The sequence below is a fragment of the Burkholderia sp. JP2-270 genome, assembly GCF_003233675.1.
Lineage (GTDB): Bacteria > Pseudomonadota > Gammaproteobacteria > Burkholderiales > Burkholderiaceae > Burkholderia > Burkholderia pyrrocinia_C.
This window is the reverse complement of sequence record NZ_CP029825.1, coordinates 2938432-2954958: the sequence shown is the minus strand read 5'-3', so window position 1 is coordinate 2954958 and position 16527 is coordinate 2938432. Positions and strand designations below refer to the sequence as shown.

The window sequence follows — 16527 nt, the reverse complement described above, 5'->3', positions numbered from 1 at the left end:
ACTTACACGCGCACGCCCCACAGTTCAAGCTTGAGCGACGGGAACTCGCCCGCGACGTGCAACGCGAGGCCGCCATGGCGCACGACTTCCTCCCAGAGCGGGCCGCCCTGGGTAAGCTCGTAGTAGATGTATCCCGCATTGAACGGAATCTGCCGCGGTGGCACCGGAAGTGCCTGCAGGCTGATACCCGGCAAGTGACTGCGCACGAGGCCCGGCAGCTTCTCCGAAGGCCCCGCCTTCGCCTGCGCGAGAAACTGCTGCTTCAACACATCGGGCGGCATCGCCGCATGTACGGCCAGGACCAGTGCGGTAAATCCCTGCATGTCGACCGGATCGACCACCGCGTTTCGCATGCCGTGCCCCCGGTCCTCGAGTGCAATGCTCTGCGCGCTGCGCACCAGCACGGCGTTAAGCAGTCGATGCGTGTCGTCGACAACCGGCTTCAGGCACAGGTGCGGTGTCATGTGCTGATAGTGAGGATGCGTGTCGAGCGGCCGGCGCGTATCCGTGCGCAGATGGGTCGACAGCTCACCCGCCATGCCGATCAGCAACGCATAGACGTCCGCAGGAGACGTGGTCGGCACGCGCAGCATGTGCTGCAGTAACGGCTCGTACCGGTTCAGGATCTGCAGCAACAGGTAATCCGTGACGGTTGCGGCACTCGCGGTGGTGTCGTCGGTGCCCGCCAACCGTCGTGCCAGCGCATTCGCACGCAACCGCGCGAGATCGTGAATCTTTGTGACCCAGCTGGTCAGCAGGTCGCTCGCCCCATAACCCGAGACAGGAGGTACAAGCGTATTGTCGAGCTCGATGCTGCCATCCGCGCGAATCGTTTTCACGCAAGTAAGCGCAAGGCCGATCCATGCATCACCGAGCTCCTTCTCGGGCATCAGGCGCATGCGCAGGTTCGAAAGCTGCACGGACTCGGGCGCGAGGCCGATCGAATTCGTGTCGCGCAACTCGGTATCGAACACGAGGTAGCGCGCCAGCGAATCCGTGGTGTTCTCGAACGTCGTCTCTTCGCAATTAGGCAATCGAACCGGCACCGCCAGATAAATCACCTGATCGAGATGTTCCGGCCGGATCGTCAACGGCGGCGGCAGCGGCGTGTTGCCCGGTGCGTCGAACGGCGAGCCATCTGCGAACACGCCGGCGGCGGACTTGACGACCACCTTGCCCAGTGCGAGCGATTCCAGATCGAGTGCATAGTGTGCAAAACCGAAAAAGAACGGCGACAGCGGCGCCGCGCGCATGTGCGCGTACTTCTCCAGATAGCGATCCTGTTGCTGGAACAGTTGCGGACGGAAAAACAGCCCTTCCTGCCAGGCGACCTTGGCATACCAACTCATACGCGTTGTCCGATTGTCTGTGCGAAAGATGTGCTGTACCCATTGCGCCTGACAGCTAGGTCCGCGTTGGACCGCACCGCAAAAAGCGCCTGCATTTTGATTTCATTCACTTGAATACGATCCATGCCATCAATCAATTACCGGCCAGTCGCGTATGGTTCATGCAATGCGAAAGAATCTTGTACAGAAAGATAAAATAGCCGATGCCAAGCGTGACGATCGAGATCAGCGTCCAGACCACAATCTTTCCAATAATCGTCGCCAGGTCGATCGTGCACTGCAACCTGCCAATGACCTTGCCCTCCGAATTTGTGGCGACGGTTCTGCTGATTACAAATCGGTACATGTAGTAGGGATAGACAAACAATGCGAGGCCAAGCGTGACAATCGAAAGCAGGATCCAGATGACAGCGTGTCCGATGATGTCAGAGACGGTCAGTTCCGATTTCAATGTGAGATTGTTCATGGTCCTATTTTTTCTCCACTTCTCGCACGCTGACTACCTTGGCGTCGAGAACAATGTTTAACTTCAGTTTCGGCGCGGAAAATCGGTACCACGCCTTGTCGGGTCCGGCCGGCATCACATAGACCGTGCGCCAGACGGAATTCGGTAAATCGCGATAGGCTGCAATCACGCCAATGGCAGTCGTATCCGCGCCGGGGCGCCGCACGATCGTCTGGTGCTCGCCGGGACGCAACTGCAACTCGTCGCGTTTGACAACATCGTCGCCCAGTACCGTCTTGTCCTGAGTCTGCAGCGTGAAGAAGTCCGCCGCCTTGAAGGCGTTGTCGTTCTTCAGCTCATAGAGGCGCACGACGATCGGCGCCGCCCGTCCACGGTCGTCGGGATTGACGTCGGCCTTCGCGTCGACCATCATTTCAAGCCGGATCGGCTCCTTGGGTTTCGGCTCGCCGCTCGCACAGGCGGAAAGCAACACGACACTGGCGAGGGTGGCAGCAGTCAGGATCGAACGCATGCAGATTTCACCTTGATGAACAGCGAACTGCGCCGCGCGCGGAACAGGTAGTCTCCGCCCAACGCGCGGCATCTCCCGGGCTTACGCTTCCTTGTTGCCCTTGATGTCGAAGCTTGCCGTCACGGCACCACCGCTGCCACCCTGCGCGTTCTGCACGACGTACTCCTGCTTCACCTTCGCGAACGACAGCGACACGGTTTCGCGGCTCTTCTCGGCGTCCAGCTTGCTGCCCGACGGCTTCACACGCGTGACGATCACGTCGCTCATCGTGAGCTTCAGATACTCGAGCGGGTTGCCACCGGCCTTGCGCATCACAAGCGTCGCCTGGTCGATGTGCTTGCCGGTCAGCGCGTACTTCATCAGGTTCGGACTCGCGCGATCGATGTTGTGTTCGAACGTCAGATCCTTGACCGTTGCCTTGCCTGCGCCGCCGCCGCTGCCCGCATGCATCGTCGACTCCTGCAGGATTTCCCAGTCCCAGTTCAGGATTTCGATCTCGTCCTTGTGCTTGTCGTCGAGCGATTCGCCGTTGATGCCGTCGATCTTCAGGAAAATGTCTTGTGCCATGCCAATGCTCCTTGAGTGAATGAAAACAGGTCGGGCGTTACGAGAGAAAATGGTCTGACGCCCGACCTAAGAGAGCGAAGCTTCTGAATCAAGCCGCTTCCTTGATCGACGGCAGCTTGGTGACGAGCCGCAGCGAAACCGTCAGCCCCTCGAGCTGGAAGTGCGGACGCAGGAAGAATTTCGCCTGGTAGTAGCCGGGATTGCCTTCGACGTCTTCGACGAGTACTTCGGCTGCTGCGAGCGGCCGGCGCGCCTTGGTGTCTTGTGACGAGTTGGCCGGATCCGCGTCGACGTAGTGCATGACCCATTCGTTGAGCCAGCGCTGCATGTCCTCACGCTCCTTGAACGCGCCGATCTTGTCGCGCACGATGCACTTCAGGTAATGCGCGAAGCGCGAGCAGGCGAACAGATACGGCAGGCGTGCGGACAGGTTCGCGTTGGCAGTCGCATCCGCGTCGTGATACTCGGCCGGCTTTTGCAGCGACTGCGCGCCGATGAAGGTCGCGTGATCGGTATTTTTGCGATGCACGAGCGGAATGAAGCCGTTCTTCGACAGTTCGGCCTCGCGCCGATCCGAGATCGCGATCTCGGTCGGACACTTCATGTCGACCCCGCCGTCGTCGGTCGGGAACGTGTGGCATGGCAAGTTCTCGACCGTGCCGCCCGACTCGACGCCGCGGATCAGCGAACACCAGCCGTACTGCTTGAACGAGCGGTTGACGTTGACGCCCATCGCATACGCCGCGTTCGCCCAGCCATAGCGGCTGTGGTCCGACCCGTTCGTGTCTTCCTCGAAATCGAACTCGTCGACCGGATTGCTCTTCGCACCATACGGCAGGCGCGCAAGGAAGCGCGGCATCGCGAGCCCCACATAGCGCGCGTCCTCGGTGTTGCGCAGCGTATTCCATGCCGCGTATTCGAGGTTCTGCGTGAAGATCTTCGTCAGGTCACGCGGGTTCGCGAGCTCCTGCCACGACTCCATCTGCAGCACCGACGGCGCCGCGCCCGTGATGAACGGCGTATGCGCGGCCGCGGCGACTTTCGCGATCGAGCCCAACAGGTCGACGTCAGGCGGCGTATGGTCGAAATAGTAGTCGGCGACCAGGCAGCCGTACGGTTCGCCGCCGAGCTGGCCGTATTCCTGTTCGTAGATCTGCTTGAAGAGCGGGCTCTGGTCCCATGCGATGCCCTTGTACCGGCGCATCGTGCGGTGCAGGTCAGTCTTCGAAACGTCGAGGGCACGGATTTTGAGGTGTTCGTCCGTCTCGGTGTTCGACACGAGGTGATGCAGGCCACGCCACGCCGACTCAAGCGCCTGATAGTCGTCGTGGTGGAGAATCAGATTGATCTGCTCGGAGAGCTTGTGGTCGATCTGCGCGATGATCGCGGCGATGCTCTTGTACGCATCGTCGCTGATCGTGGTCGACTGCGCCAGCGCCTGCTCGGCGAGTGTCTGGACCGCATATTCGACCGCTTCACGTGCTTGCTCGGTCTTCGGGCGGAACTCCCTTTCGAGCAGCTGCGTAAAGTCGGATTGGGTGGCCGTCTGAGCGTGGTCGGCCTGTGCTTGCTGTTTCGCCATGGTGGTCATCCTCGATCGTTTCGTCGGTCAGTTCGCTTCGTTCTGGTCGGCTTCATCGTCCTCGTGACGCACGGGCTTCGGCGCGGAGGCCAGCGACTTGAGCAGCGCCGGGTCCTGCAGCAATTGGGTGACGAGCGCCTCGGCGCCCGACTTGCCGTCCATGTAGGTCTGCAGGTTCGCAAGCTGCGTACGCGCTTCGAGCAGCCGGCGCAGCGGCTCGACCTTGCGAGCGACGGCGGCCGGCGAAAAGTCCTCGATGCTCTCGAAGGTCATGTCGACCATCATCTGGCCTTCACCCGTTAACGTGTTCGGCACGGCAAACGCGACGCGCGGACGGATCGCCTTCATGCGCTCGTCGAAATTGTCGATATCGATGTCGAGGAACCGCCGATCCGATACAGCCGGTAGCGGCTCGACCGGATGCTTGCCGGACAGGTCGGCCAGCACGCCCATCACGAACGGCAGCTCGACCTTTTTCTCCGAGCCGTAGACCTCGACGTCGTACTCGATCTGCACGCGCGGAGCACGATTGCGCGCGATGAATTTCTGCGAACTGCTGGAAGCGGACATGGACAGGTTCTCCTGGACGGTGGTAAGTGGACTGCGCTCAGCAAAGCGATTCGTCCAAACGGGATGGCAATGCATCGAACGTCAACGCCTGGACAGGCGCTGCCGCTGAATCGGCGACACCGATTGCGATACGTGCAAGCGTGGCTTTCGACGTGAACGCATCGAGCCAAAGGGCCGACAGGCGCGGTAGCACGTGTTGTTCGATAAAGCCGATGAGGACGCGCGCACCGGTCTCCTGTACGAGGCAGCGGCCGACGATGTAGTCGACCACCGCGTCGTCATAGGTGAGCGCGATTTCATGACTGTCGGCCATGCGCTTCACCACCCGTCCCAGATGCAGGCGAACGATGCGGGCGAGCGCAGTGTCGGCCAGCGGCCGGTACGGCACGACCGTCACTCGTCCGAGAAAGGCCGCCGGGAAGGCTTTCAGCAATTCGGGGGTAAGCGCATCCAGCAACCCGTCCATATCGGGCGACAGTGCGGGATCGGCGCACAGGCTCGCGGTCAGATCGGAGCCGACATTGCTGGTCAGCAGAATGGTGGTGTTGCGGAAATCGATGTGGCGGCCGTCGCCGTCCTCCATGTAGCCCTTGTCGAACACCTGGAAGAACATTTCGTGGACGTCGCGATGAGCCTTTTCGACCTCGTCGAGCAAAACGACGGAGTACGGACGGCGCCGTACCGCTTCGGTCAGCACCCCGCCCTCGCCATAACCGACATACCCTGGCGGCGCCCCTTTCAGGCCCGACACGGTGTGGGCTTCCTGATACTCGCTCATGTTGATCGTGATCAGGTTTTGTTCGCCGCCGTACAGCGCTTCGGCCAGTGCCAGTGCTGTTTCTGTCTTGCCCACACCCGACGGCCCCGCGAGCAGGAACACGCCAAGCGGTTTCTTCGGGTCGGTCAGGCCGGCCCGCGCGGTCTGCACGCGCTCGCCGATCAGGCGCAGCGCATCAGTCTGGCCGATCACGCGCGCCTCCAGCGTTTCGGGCAGCCGGCGCACTGCGGCCACCTCGTCCGTGACCATGCGACCTACTGGGATACCGGTCCAGTCCGAAACGATCTCCGCCACGATCGCCTCATCGACTTCCGGAAGCACGAGCGGCACCTCGCCCTGAAGGTTGGCCAGCGCTCGCTCGAGCTCGCGCAGCCGTTCAAGGGGCACCGGCGAATCGTCGGGTGATCCTGCCGCGCCCTCGCGCGCGACAAGCAGCGCCTGCGCGGCAGCGGCCTGTTCACGCCAACGCGTGTCGACCGCGGCCTCCTCCGTTGCCAGCGTGTCGATACGCACGCGCACATTGGTTAGTGCCTTGTCCGCGTCCAGACCGACGCGGGCCTCCTGCACGAGAAGCGCCTCTTCCGTGCGCGCGGCCGCGAGACGCTGGCGCACGTCGTCGAGTTCGCGCGGCGTCGCATGTTGCGACAATGCGACCCGCGCGCAAGCGGTATCGAGCAGGCTGATTGCCTTGTCCGGCAACTGGCGTGCCGGAATGTAGCGGTGCGACAACGTCACCGCGCCACGGATCGCCTCGTCACGCACCACGACACCGTGATGCGCCGAAAACGTTTGCGCGAGCCCTCGCACCATATCGACGGAAGCGGCCTCGGACGGCTCCGCGACCTGCAGCACCTGAAAACGCCGGGTCAATGCGGGATCCTTTTCGATATGCCGCTTGTACTCGGCCCAGGTCGTCGCGCCGATCGTCCGGATCGTGCCGCGCGCGAGGGCCGGCTTCAGGAGGTTGGCGGCGTCGCCCGTGCCCGCCTGGCCGCCCGCGCCGATCAGCGTATGGATCTCGTCGATGAACAGGATCACGGGGACAGTCGACTTCGCAGCCGCTTCGAGGAGGCCCTTCAAGCGAGCCTCGAATTCCCCCTTCATGCTGGCACCCGCCAGCAGCGCTCCGACATCGAGGCCAAGCAGCCGCACGTCGGCCAGCTTCGGCGGCACGTTGCCCGACGCGATCGCGCGTGCGAGACCTTCGACCACGGCCGTCTTGCCGACGCCGGCTTCGCCGGTCACCAGCGGGTTGTTCTGCCTCCGGCGCAGCAACACGTCGATCATCGTGCGGATCTCGAGCTCGCGGCCGATGACCGGATCGATTTCGCCCGCGCGGGCCAGCGCCGTCAGATCCGTGCAGTACTGCTCAAGCGAGCCGCCCTTCGGCGCGCCCGGCATCGCGCCGGACGCCTCGCCCGGCGTGGCAGGCAGCAATTCGCTGCGGTCGTACGGATCATCGGCCGCTTCCGGCGAGCCCCCGATCCAGGCCGGAAGCACGACGTCGAGGCCGTCGCACGGAATTTTGCCGAACGCGGGAGAGATGGCAAGCAGCACACGCCGCAGGTCGGGCGTGGACATTAGTGCCGCGATCAGCCACGCACCGCGCACGCGGCGGTCACCGTGTTCGAGCGTCGCAAGCACCCAGGCGCGCTCGATTGCCGATTCGATGTGCCATGAAAAGTCGCTGATCGAACTTGCGCCGGCCGGCAACGCAGCCAGCGCCCGCGCGAAGTCACGCTCGAGCGTGTCGCGATCGATGCCGGCATGGCGAACGATCCGCTGAAGGTCGCCGTCCGGCTGCTGCAGCAACTGATGCAGCCAATGGATGAGCTCGACGAACGGATTCCCGCGCAACTTGCAGAAATTCGTCGCCGACTCGATACCTCGGTAAAGCTGGATCCCGAGCTTACCGAATAATGCTTGGCGCGAAATGGTCATGATGATCTTTGTTGTTGGTCGCGATGCTCCGAGCACCCTGCCAGACCTATCAGTACTACTACATAGACGTCTCGCCTGATGACCCCGGGAGTACTCGACGCATCGCCCTCTCTTCAATTCGATTCAATCGGCCAAATTGGATCGAAGCCGCATTATCCGCATGAAATCCAACTCCCGTCAATCCATTCTCGACGCTAAAATCACCGAGATCGAATCACGTTCTTTCAGACATCTTTTCAGATCAACCGTGCCGCAACCCTGCAAGAATCCGCATAAAATTCCACATCATACGACCCAAATCAAAGTCACCCAAGTCCTTGTTATTTTGAGATATTTTCACATAATCCACTCCTCACCTTATCTCACAAATTTTCAACACCATGATTTACAACAAATTCCACCATGAATTGTGACTATATTTAACACTCACTCATTAATCTCAAAAACATTCTCAATTCCACTCGACCCCACGATTATCTCTGCAATGATGGACGAGTCACCTGAACTCGTGGTTAAAATGCGAGCTTCTTGTCATCGGACACCCAGATGCGCTCCCTTCGTCTACCTTGGCATCGCCAACCGGACATCTCGCATGCCGAGCCCGTGCTTGACGAAAACCATGCGCAGCACACGCCCAACGTGGAAGGTCTCGATCTTCCGGAGGACGAAGTGACCGACCATCCGCGCAGCGACGATGGCGTACTGGGCGAGCTAGGTATCGGGAGCATGGACAGTGCCGCGGCACATGTGCACGCCCCGGCCCGTGCATCCTTTGCCAACGCGGACAGTACCGACTCGCTGGTCGAGACGTTGCACGCGCAGTACTGGCGCGCGCTGACCGATCCTCATGCACCGGTCACCGCGGAGTGGGTGTCACGGGCGGACGAACCGGCGCCGCACACGCGCGTACCGGATTCGCAGGTCGATCTGGATGTGCACGGCGAATACGATTCGATCGAAGCGCTACTGTTTGGCAATCACACGCTCGAAGACGTGTTCGAGCGACTCGACCGGCACGCCGAGCACGTCCTGGACGATGAATCCGTTCCGGAAATCTTGCGACTGTTTGCCCCTCCCGAATTTCACGCGGCGACCGCGCGGCGGGGGCCGGCCCTGCCACCCGCACTCACTCGGCGCGAACACCACGCGCTGTCCGTAGACAGCCCGCTGTCCGCCCCCACACGCAAGGACGAAGGATGACCCGGCTCACCGCCTCCGATCCGCCCCAAACCCAACGCTCGAGTGAGGCCCCCTTCAGCGAGCAGATCGAGTGCATCTCGACGCGTCTGCGCGCGCAGCCGACCACAGCGTCCCATCGATGGGCGCTGTTTCAGCTGATGTGCATCACGGGCGAATGGACACGGGCGATCCAGCAATTGCAGACATGGGCCAAGCTCGACCCTGGCCAGGCGGAAACCGCACAGGTCTATCGCGACCTGATCCGGGCCGAAAGCTGGCGCAAGCAGGTCGTCGAGGGACGCAAACGCCCGGGCTTCGTGCTCGAACCACCGGCGGGAGTGGAGGGTCTGCTGAACGCCCTCCGCTTGGCTGGTGGCGCGCAGAGCGAACTGGCCGACGACGCTCGTGAAGCAGCACTCGACGCCGTGCCGACCGTTGCTGTGCGCATGCCGCAAGGAACGGCTGACTGGATCGTCGATAGCGATTCCCGTTTCGGCCCGGTCTGCGAGGTCATCACGGCCGGGCACTACCGCTGGGTGCCGTTCTCGGATCTGATGGCATGGCGCATGTCACCGCCGACAAGGCTGATCGATCTGGTCTGGGCGCCGTGTACGCTCACGCTCGTCGACGAAAGCATCGTCCATGGTTTCATGCCGGCCCGATATCCGGGTTCGGAGACTGGCGACGACGCGGTGCGCCTCGGGCGCGAGACCGTTTGGCAGGAGCATGGGCGAACCGGCGTGACCGGATTCGGGCAAAAAACCTGGGCCACGGATCAAGGCGACTTCAGTCTGTTCGAATTGGCGAATGCGGAATTCGGCGCGCGCATCACTGACGACGCAGCCGTCGGGGAGCGCGTCGATGACTGATCGCAAGACACCATCGCCTGCTCTGAATGCGCTGACGGTTCGCACGCCCCGCCGGGCCAACGCGCACCTGATGCCAACCCTGCTCGACCGGCTGCGCGATGACGCCCCGCATCGGCACGTCGAAGCCCCGGAGGAATATACGGTCACGCGCAAACAGATGCGTGACATCGTGCAGCGCGACCTCGCCTATTTGCTGAACACGACCAGCATCGAGGATCAGATCGATCGCGCACGCCATCCGCATGCAGCCGCCTCGACCGTCAACTTTGGCGTGCCGCCGCTCGCGGGAGCCTTTATCGCGTCGCGTCAATGGAACGACGTCGAGCACATGATCCGGCAGGCCATTACCGATTTCGAGCCGCGGTTGATTCCGGATTCGCTGGTGGTATCGCCCCGCCATGCCATCGAGGCCGGCGAACATCACAATGTCCTCGCGTTCGAAGTCCGCGGACTGATTCACATGGACCCGTACCCGCTCGAGTTCATGGTGCAGAGCTCGCTGGATCTCGAAACGAGCGAGATTCGCATCACCGGCATGCGCACCAGTTGAGCCCGGTGCAGTACAACGACAACAACGAGACCACTCCGATGCACCCGCGACTGCTCGATTACTACAATCAAGAACTCATCTACATGCGCGAGTTGGCCGCCGAATTCGCGCATGCGCACCCGAAGATTGCGCGCCGGCTCGGCATGCAGGCGGGCGAAGTGGCCGATCCCTACGTCGAGCGCCTGATCGAATCGTTCAGCTTCATGGCCGCACGCATGCAGATCAAGCTCGACGCTGAGTTCCCACGCTTCACGCAGCGGTTGCTCGAAGTTATCTACCCGAACTATGTCGCACCCACTCCCTCGATTGCTGTCGCACGCATGTATCCGGGCCGGACTGAAGGCAAACTCACCGAAGGGTACCGCATCGCGCGTGGCACATCGTTCACTGCGCGGGTTCCTGATGGAGAAAGAACCGCGTGCCAGTTTACGAGTGGACAGGACGTGACGCTGTGGCCGCTCACGATCACCGACGCACGCCTGACGGGTATTCCGCCGGACATTCCTGCGCTCGAACGTTATACGCCACCGGATACGCAGGTACGAGGCGCGTTACGGATCAAGCTCGCCACGACCGGAGACGTGCATATCGCCGATCTGAAGGGACTCGATCGGCTTCCCGTCTACCTGGCAGGTGATGAGCAGGTCGCCTCGCACCTCTTCGAACTGCTGCACGCTGGCGGAATCGCGTCCGTTATTGGCGTACCCGGTGAATTCGGCGTACCCGGTCGTCCGCTTGCCGCGGTCACTCAGAGCGCGGTAGAGCACGAGGGGTTGCGCCTCGACCAAAACCTGCTTCCGCTCAGCTGGGCAAAATTTCACGGCCACAACCTGCTGCACGAGTACTTTGCATGCCCGGAACGGTTCTGGTTCTTTGCGTTGAACGGCCTCGCCGAAGGGCTCTCGCGTATTCCTGGCCGGGAGGTCGAAATCGTCGTCCTGCTCGACCGGGTGCCGGGGCAGCTCGCAAACCTCGTTGACGCCTCTCGCTTTGCGCTGTTCTGCACGCCCATCATCAATCTCTTCAGCAAACACACCGACCGAATAGAAATCTCGCCGCGCGAGACCGAGTTTCACCTCGTGCCAGCACGACTGGCGCCGCTCGACTACGAGGTGTTTTCGGTGGAGACCGTGTACGGTCAGGTGGCCCTGACATCCGACGAGCTTGAGTTCCGCCCGCTCTACCAGACGCTGAACAACGATGAAGGTAACCACGGGCGCTATTTTTCGACGCGGCGTGAACAGCGCCTCGTGTCCCATTCCGCGCGTCGTTACGGCACACGTACGCCCTACGTCGGTACCGAGGTATTTCTCTCGCTCGTCGACCAGAACGAGGCGCCTTATGCCGAAAATCTCCGCTTCCTGTCGGTCGACGCGCTCCTGACCAACCGCGATCTGGCCACGCTCGTGCCGCGCAACGGCGTGCGCGATCTGGAGACCGCGGAGTCCGCGCCGGTGGAAAGCATTGGCCTCATCCGGCCGCCGAGTCCGCCGCTGCCGCCGTATGCCGAGCGGGAAATGGCGTGGCGCCTGATCCGCCAACTCAACTTCAACTATCTACCGCTCGACGATCTCGATCACCGCGAAGGCGGTCAGGGGCTGCGCGGTCTGCTGCGTCTGTACCTCGCGGAAGGCGACTCCGCGCAAAACCGGCAAGTCGAAAGCCTTGTCGGCGTCAAGACGCGCCCGGTGACGCGCAAGCTGCCGGGGACCGGCCCGATGACGTTCGGACGCGGCATCGAGTGCGCGCTGACGGTGGATGAGACCGGCTTCTCTGGCGTGAGCCCCTATCTCTTCGGCACGATCCTCGAGCACTGGCTTGCACGGCACGTCTCGATCAACAGCTTTACGCACACCGAGCTGCATTCGATGCAACGCGGCCGCATTGCCCGCTGGCCTGTGCGCACAGGCACGCGCGGAGTATTGTGATGAAGCGCGCGACGCTGCCGGCGCTGCTACGCGACAGCACGCTGTCGCCAGAGCTGCTCGAACACTTGCAGGCCGAGCCGTGGCGTTTCGGATTCCTGTCACTGTTACGGCGCATCGGCGCGAATCCGGCGATCGATCCGATCGGCACCGCACCCCGGCCGCGTTCGGAACCGTTCCGGCTCGGCCAGCAACCGAGCCTTGCGTTCGCGCCGCGCGAAATCGCCAACGCTCAGGAAGCCGATGGGCGACTGAAGGTGCGACTGTTCGGTCTCGGGACGCTTGGCCCCAATGGCCCGTTGCCGATCCACGTGACCGAGATCGCGAAGGATCGCGAGGACAGCCGGCGAGATACGACGACGGCTGATTTTTTCGACCTCTTCCATCACCGCTTCTTCACACTGTTCTATCGCGCGTGGGCCTCGTCCCAGTCGACGGCCGGGCTTGACCGAAAGGACAACGAGCGGTTTTCGTTTTACATCGCGAGCCTCATGGGGCAGGACGTCGGCGAAATCAGCCGCCGCCCCCTGCCCTCGCACGCGCGTCTCGCCGCCTCGGCGCACCTCGTGCGCGAAGCGCGCAATCCGGACGGACTACGCGCCACGCTCGAACGTTACTTCGGCGTGCCGGTCGCGATCGAGGAAAACGTGTTTCACTGGATCGAGATCGATCCCGCCGACCAAGGCCGCATGGGTCGTCCGGGAGCGGCGGCGACGATGGGACAAGGTGCAATGCTCGGCCGCGTCGCCCCGGATCGACAGCATCGCTTTCGCATTGTGATCGGCCCGGTCGATCTCGACGCCTACCTGCGCTTCACGCCGCAGGGCGAAGATCTGCCTCGGCTCGTCGAGTGGGTGCGGGCGTTCGTCGGCTACGAACTGGAATGGGAGCTCGAGCTCCGCATCAAGCCCGAGAGTGCCCCGCCGGCAGTAATGGGCGGCCGGCAGCGCATGGGCTGGTCCGGATGGCTCGGTCGCCCGTCCCCGCGTAAGCCCATTACCGGCATGCGATTCGAGCCCGAACGTTACGTGCGGCATTTCGATCGCCGTGCCACTGATCTCAAGAACCGACCATGAGCAAGAAGCTATCCGCCGCGCCCGGCAAACCGGGCCAGACGTCCGCCACGAATGCACCGTATTTCGACTGGCTCACGCCCGTGAGCGATGACGCGCCCTGTGGTCCGGATCTCGAATACGATCACGATTTCGTGGTGCTGTTCTCCAGTGTCGCACCCAAACGAGATGTGCAGTACGGCACGTTCGTGGGCGCGCCCGATCCGCTCAACTGGAGCGAGATCGAACGGGATTGCCGGCGGCTCATGATGCGCACGAAGGACCTGCGTGTCGCCGTGCTGTATACGCGTTGCCGCGTACATCTCGGTGGTGTTATGGGCCTGTCTGAGGGAGCCGCGGTACTGGCTGCCTGGCTGCAAGCCTTTCCGGATGATGTCCATCCACAGACGAGCGCCGACAGCGATCGCGATGCGGCGCTGGAAATGCGAATGAACGCATTGCAGGCGCTCTCTGATCCCGAAGGATTACTCGCCGATTTGCGAGAAATCGTACTGGTGAAGTCGACCGTTACCCGCTTGCAGGTGCGCGACGTCGAACGCGCCTTCGCGCATCCGCGTCCGGCCGATGCGCTCGCGCCCGATTCGGTCGTCCGGCAGTTGCAGGATTTGCGTACGCAGCATCCGGCAGTGATCGCAGGCTTCGACGATGCGATCGCCCATCTCGCCACGATCAACGCGTGGTGCAACAGTCATCTCGAGACCTTCCAGCCAGACCTTTCGACGCTGACGCGACTGCTCGACAGGTTAATCACGCCCACGCAGGCCACATCGGCCGAATCACCCGAGCCGATTGCAATACCTGACACATCATCGGGACACGACGCGTTCACGCTGACCCCGCCGGCGATTTCCGTATCGGCGAGCGGTTCTGAATGTGCCCCGACGCCAAATAAGCCCATGCCATCTGACCGCGACACGGCGCTTGCGGCGATTCGAGTCGCGCGAACATGGTTCGAAAATCACGAACCGAGCAGCCCGATTCCGGTGTTGCTCAAACGCGCCGAACAGTTTGTCGGCAAACGCTACAGCGAGGTCGTCAAGGCAATTCCGGCCGAGCTCCTGGCGCAATGGGAAGAGGAAGACGGCGCGCAATAGCGCGGAAAACGGACGAATACGACGGGAAAGAAGGCACAACTATCTGCATTCGATGTGTGTCGACGACCTGTAGCGAATCATCCTGCAATGCGCGGGCAAACCAGCAAGAAACGGTTGGTCTCTGGACGGAACTGATGAAGAAAACAGTGGCAGAATTGCGGGGCGAACTCGCCTGTCTCGATGCGAAAATCAAGAACGCTCGCCAACGAGAAATTGACCCCGCTCTCAATCAGATCGTCGATCTCATGGCGCAGTGGTCAATCAGCATCGGCGAAATTGATCGATTTCAGCGTGGACGATTTCATGCGGGGACCGATGGCGCATCGCGTCACGATGATCACGATCCTGAGCTGACCAGGTTTCTCGTCTCCGCCATTGAGCATGTCCTTTCGACAGACATCACGCCTCCTTCCTGCCCTCGCTGTACGAGCCTCGCGACGCATCTCGTTCATCGCGCAAGTCCCTGCCGCGCACTTCCCTACTTTGTGTGCGACACATGTCACCGGGGTTTCACTCGTACGCAGGGCACTCCGCTCCACAGCACTCACAAAAGGGACAGACTCATCGATTTTGTGCGGTGCCTGTCCCAATGCCGCACGCTCGACGCGGTCGCCGCTGAACTTGGCATGAAGCGTCATACGGTCGACTTGTGGGTACGACGTTTTCGCGCGTGGCTACTTGCACTCGATCCGTCTGGGGACTATGCAGCGCGTGTGCGTCTCGGCCGTCAACGGGACCTACCACCCGCGTTCTAAGCACCGGAACTTGGCCGTCAACTCCAACGAGAATCGACGTGGATCAATGTTGCCCCAAACACCTACATGCCGCCTACACGGCAAAAAGCGGACGGTTCGCCATCGGAAATCGAACTCAATAGTCCGTTGAATTATTTATATTTTCCCCAAAAAACGACACCGTCAAACATCCGGATCCGGAATCCGCGCCGACTGAATCACGACCAGCGTGTCCCCCTTCTCGATCCGGCATGGCGGATCTTCATAAAACGACTGGATCTTCCCGCAGCGATCGAGCCCGACCACGATCGCGCCCGGCACGACATTGGTCATGCAGCCGATCTCGTGCGGCAGCGCCTCGCGCTCGATCAGCGTCGCACGCCCGCGCGTCGACAGCATGTCGTTCACGAACGGCACGATGTAGCGGCTATGCACCGCATCCGCGAGCAGCAGCGCGCCGATCTTCGTCGACGACACGATCACGTCCGCGCCGGCCTGCCGCAGTTGCCGCTGGTACAGGTTCTCCTGGATCCGCACGACGATCTTCGTCTCGGGCGCGATGCTGCGCACCGACAGCGTCAGCAGGATCGCGGTCGGATCGTCGGTCACCGAGATGATCACGGCCTTCGCCGCGCGCACCTGTGCCTGCTGAAGCAGATCCTCGTGCGCGGGATCGCCGAGCAGCCCCGTCACGCCGAGCGACGTCGCGGCCTCGAGCGCCTGCTGCTGCGAATCGATCACGATGATCGTCGCGGCATCGACGCCGCTCTCGAGAAGCTCGCGCACGGCGATCGACCCCGACAGGCCGTAACCGCACACGACGATGTGATCGGACAATTGCTTTTGCAGACGTTTCATGCGGAATTCCTCGACGACGCGCTGGATCACGAACTGATACGCCGTGCCCAGGAAAATGAACCAGATGACGATGCGGATCGGCACGATGAAGAACGCGTCGATCAGGCGGGCGCGCGCGGTGACGGGCACGATGTCGCCGTAGCCGACCGTCGCGACGGTGACCATCGTGAAGTACACGAGGTCGGCGACGGTCATCGGCGTGCTCTTGGTCGAATCGCGCAGGCCGTCGCGATCGAGATACAGCACGAGGAACGCGAGCACGCACAACAGCGCGACTGCACCGACGCGTAACAGCAGCGTGCGCCGTGGCGACGTCGCGGGACGCGTGAACAGCATGCGCGCACGCGGCGCCTGCCACGGATTGCGGGCGCGACGCAGGCGTGAGCGCAACGAACGGCGCTGGGCGGAAGGCGAGGCCAACGGGGAATCTCCTGAAGAATGCGGGCTCGATTCTACGACGGGAACGCAGCGATCCGGCCCG

At 62.2% G+C, this 16527-nt stretch carries 15 protein-coding genes; 6 read left to right on the top strand and 9 right to left on the bottom strand.

Translation table 11 applies throughout. The annotated features are described in order from the left end of the window. Positions 1 to 2: 2 nt before the first annotated feature. The 7 genes from tssK to tssH all read right to left on the bottom strand — a co-directional run bounded on the left by tssK (position 3) and on the right by tssH (position 7764). Entirely contained in the window at positions 3 to 1349 is a 1347-nt protein-coding gene (gene tssK / locus DM992_RS31515) for a type VI secretion system baseplate subunit TssK (RefSeq protein WP_111020030.1), read from the bottom strand. 133 nt (positions 1350 to 1482) lie between these two features. Continuing rightward, a complete protein-coding gene (locus tag DM992_RS31510; protein WP_111020029.1) occupies positions 1483 to 1815 on the bottom strand; it encodes a DUF6693 family protein in 333 nt (110 codons plus the stop codon). A gap of 4 nt (positions 1816 to 1819) precedes the next feature. Further along, positions 1820 to 2326 carry a type VI secretion system lipoprotein TssJ gene (gene tssJ / locus DM992_RS31505; RefSeq protein ID WP_111020028.1) on the bottom strand — a complete coding sequence of 169 codons (507 nt, stop codon included), beginning with the start codon at positions 2324 to 2326 and terminating at the stop codon, positions 1820 to 1822. Positions 2327 to 2407: 81 nt separating this feature from the next. Further along, positions 2408 to 2893, bottom strand: a complete 486-nt coding sequence (locus DM992_RS31500; protein ID WP_034180312.1) for an Hcp family type VI secretion system effector — start codon at positions 2891 to 2893, stop codon at positions 2408 to 2410. A gap of 88 nt (positions 2894 to 2981) precedes the next feature. Beyond that, positions 2982 to 4475 (bottom strand): type VI secretion system contractile sheath large subunit, encoded by a 1494-nt coding sequence (gene tssC / locus DM992_RS31495; RefSeq protein ID WP_111020027.1) that lies wholly within the window; start codon positions 4473 to 4475, stop codon positions 2982 to 2984. A gap of 27 nt (positions 4476 to 4502) precedes the next feature. Next, positions 4503 to 5045 carry a type VI secretion system contractile sheath small subunit gene (gene tssB, locus DM992_RS31490; RefSeq protein ID WP_034180314.1) on the bottom strand — a complete coding sequence of 181 codons (543 nt, stop codon included), beginning with the start codon at positions 5043 to 5045 and terminating at the stop codon, positions 4503 to 4505. 37 nt (positions 5046 to 5082) lie between these two features. Further along, on the bottom strand, positions 5083 to 7764 hold the full coding sequence (gene tssH / locus DM992_RS31485; RefSeq protein ID WP_111020026.1) for a type VI secretion system ATPase TssH: 2682 nt from the start codon (positions 7762 to 7764) through the stop codon (positions 5083 to 5085). A gap of 546 nt (positions 7765 to 8310) precedes the next feature. On the opposite strand from tssH, the gene DM992_RS31480 reads away from it, so the two are divergent. The 6 genes from DM992_RS31480 to DM992_RS31455 are packed head-to-tail and all read left to right on the top strand — an operon-like array spanning position 8311 to position 14454. Further along, complete coding sequence (locus DM992_RS31480) at positions 8311 to 8964, top strand: TagK domain-containing protein (RefSeq protein ID WP_111020025.1); 654 nt, start codon at positions 8311 to 8313, stop codon at positions 8962 to 8964. After that, a complete protein-coding gene (locus DM992_RS31475) occupies positions 8961 to 9812 on the top strand; it encodes a type VI secretion system accessory protein TagJ (RefSeq protein ID WP_111020024.1) in 852 nt (283 codons plus the stop codon). Before DM992_RS31480 ends, DM992_RS31475 begins: the two co-directional genes overlap by 4 nt. Further along, positions 9805 to 10362 (top strand): type VI secretion system baseplate subunit TssE, encoded by a 558-nt coding sequence (gene tssE, locus DM992_RS31470; RefSeq protein ID WP_111020506.1) that lies wholly within the window; start codon positions 9805 to 9807, stop codon positions 10360 to 10362. Before DM992_RS31475 ends, tssE begins: the two co-directional genes overlap by 8 nt. Before the next feature lie 38 nt (positions 10363 to 10400). Then, positions 10401 to 12290: a type VI secretion system baseplate subunit TssF gene (gene tssF / locus DM992_RS31465; RefSeq protein WP_111020505.1), complete on the top strand. Its 1890-nt coding sequence runs from the start codon at positions 10401 to 10403 to the stop codon at positions 12288 to 12290. Then, positions 12290 to 13363: a type VI secretion system baseplate subunit TssG gene (gene tssG / locus DM992_RS31460; RefSeq protein WP_111020023.1), complete on the top strand. Its 1074-nt coding sequence runs from the start codon at positions 12290 to 12292 to the stop codon at positions 13361 to 13363. Before tssF ends, tssG begins: the two co-directional genes overlap by 1 nt. Then, positions 13360 to 14454: a type VI secretion system ImpA family N-terminal domain-containing protein gene (locus DM992_RS31455; protein WP_111020022.1), complete on the top strand. Its 1095-nt coding sequence runs from the start codon at positions 13360 to 13362 to the stop codon at positions 14452 to 14454. The genes tssG and DM992_RS31455 overlap by 4 nt, the downstream gene beginning before the upstream one ends. A gap of 257 nt (positions 14455 to 14711) precedes the next feature. On the opposite strand, the gene DM992_RS42990 is transcribed toward DM992_RS31455, so the two are convergent. Both DM992_RS42990 and DM992_RS31445 read right to left on the bottom strand, forming a co-directional pair. Further along, positions 14712 to 15092, bottom strand: a complete 381-nt coding sequence (locus tag DM992_RS42990; RefSeq protein ID WP_239511387.1) for a hypothetical protein — start codon at positions 15090 to 15092, stop codon at positions 14712 to 14714. Between the two features lie 279 nt (positions 15093 to 15371). After that, entirely contained in the window at positions 15372 to 16466 is a 1095-nt protein-coding gene (locus DM992_RS31445; protein WP_111020020.1) for a potassium channel protein, read from the bottom strand. Positions 16467 to 16527: the final 61 nt, after the last annotated feature.

What these genes read in the sequence shown, in the direction of transcription:
- tssK (WP_111020030.1), bottom strand. Translation starts at nt 1,349, where the DNA reads ATGAGTTGGTATGCCAAGGTCGCCTGGCAGGAAGGGCTGTTTTTCCGT.
- tssF (WP_111020505.1), top strand. Translation starts at nt 10,401, where the DNA reads ATGCACCCGCGACTGCTCGATTACTACAATCAAGAACTCATCTACATG.
- DM992_RS42990 (WP_239511387.1), bottom strand. Translation starts at nt 15,092, where the DNA reads ATGACGCTTCATGCCAAGTTCAGCGGCGACCGCGTCGAGCGTGCGGCA.
- tssJ (WP_111020028.1), bottom strand. Translation starts at nt 2,326, where the DNA reads ATGCGTTCGATCCTGACTGCTGCCACCCTCGCCAGTGTCGTGTTGCTT.
- DM992_RS31455 (WP_111020022.1), top strand. Translation starts at nt 13,360, where the DNA reads ATGAGCAAGAAGCTATCCGCCGCGCCCGGCAAACCGGGCCAGACGTCC.
- DM992_RS31480 (WP_111020025.1), top strand. Translation starts at nt 8,311, where the DNA reads ATGCGCTCCCTTCGTCTACCTTGGCATCGCCAACCGGACATCTCGCAT.
- DM992_RS31475 (WP_111020024.1), top strand. Translation starts at nt 8,961, where the DNA reads ATGACCCGGCTCACCGCCTCCGATCCGCCCCAAACCCAACGCTCGAGT.
- DM992_RS31510 (WP_111020029.1), bottom strand. Translation starts at nt 1,815, where the DNA reads ATGAACAATCTCACATTGAAATCGGAACTGACCGTCTCTGACATCATC.
- tssG (WP_111020023.1), top strand. Translation starts at nt 12,290, where the DNA reads ATGAAGCGCGCGACGCTGCCGGCGCTGCTACGCGACAGCACGCTGTCG.
- tssE (WP_111020506.1), top strand. Translation starts at nt 9,805, where the DNA reads ATGACTGATCGCAAGACACCATCGCCTGCTCTGAATGCGCTGACGGTT.
- DM992_RS31500 (WP_034180312.1), bottom strand. Translation starts at nt 2,893, where the DNA reads ATGGCACAAGACATTTTCCTGAAGATCGACGGCATCAACGGCGAATCG.
- tssC (WP_111020027.1), bottom strand. Translation starts at nt 4,475, where the DNA reads ATGGCGAAACAGCAAGCACAGGCCGACCACGCTCAGACGGCCACCCAA.
- tssH (WP_111020026.1), bottom strand. Translation starts at nt 7,764, where the DNA reads ATGACCATTTCGCGCCAAGCATTATTCGGTAAGCTCGGGATCCAGCTT.
- tssB (WP_034180314.1), bottom strand. Translation starts at nt 5,045, where the DNA reads ATGTCCGCTTCCAGCAGTTCGCAGAAATTCATCGCGCGCAATCGTGCT.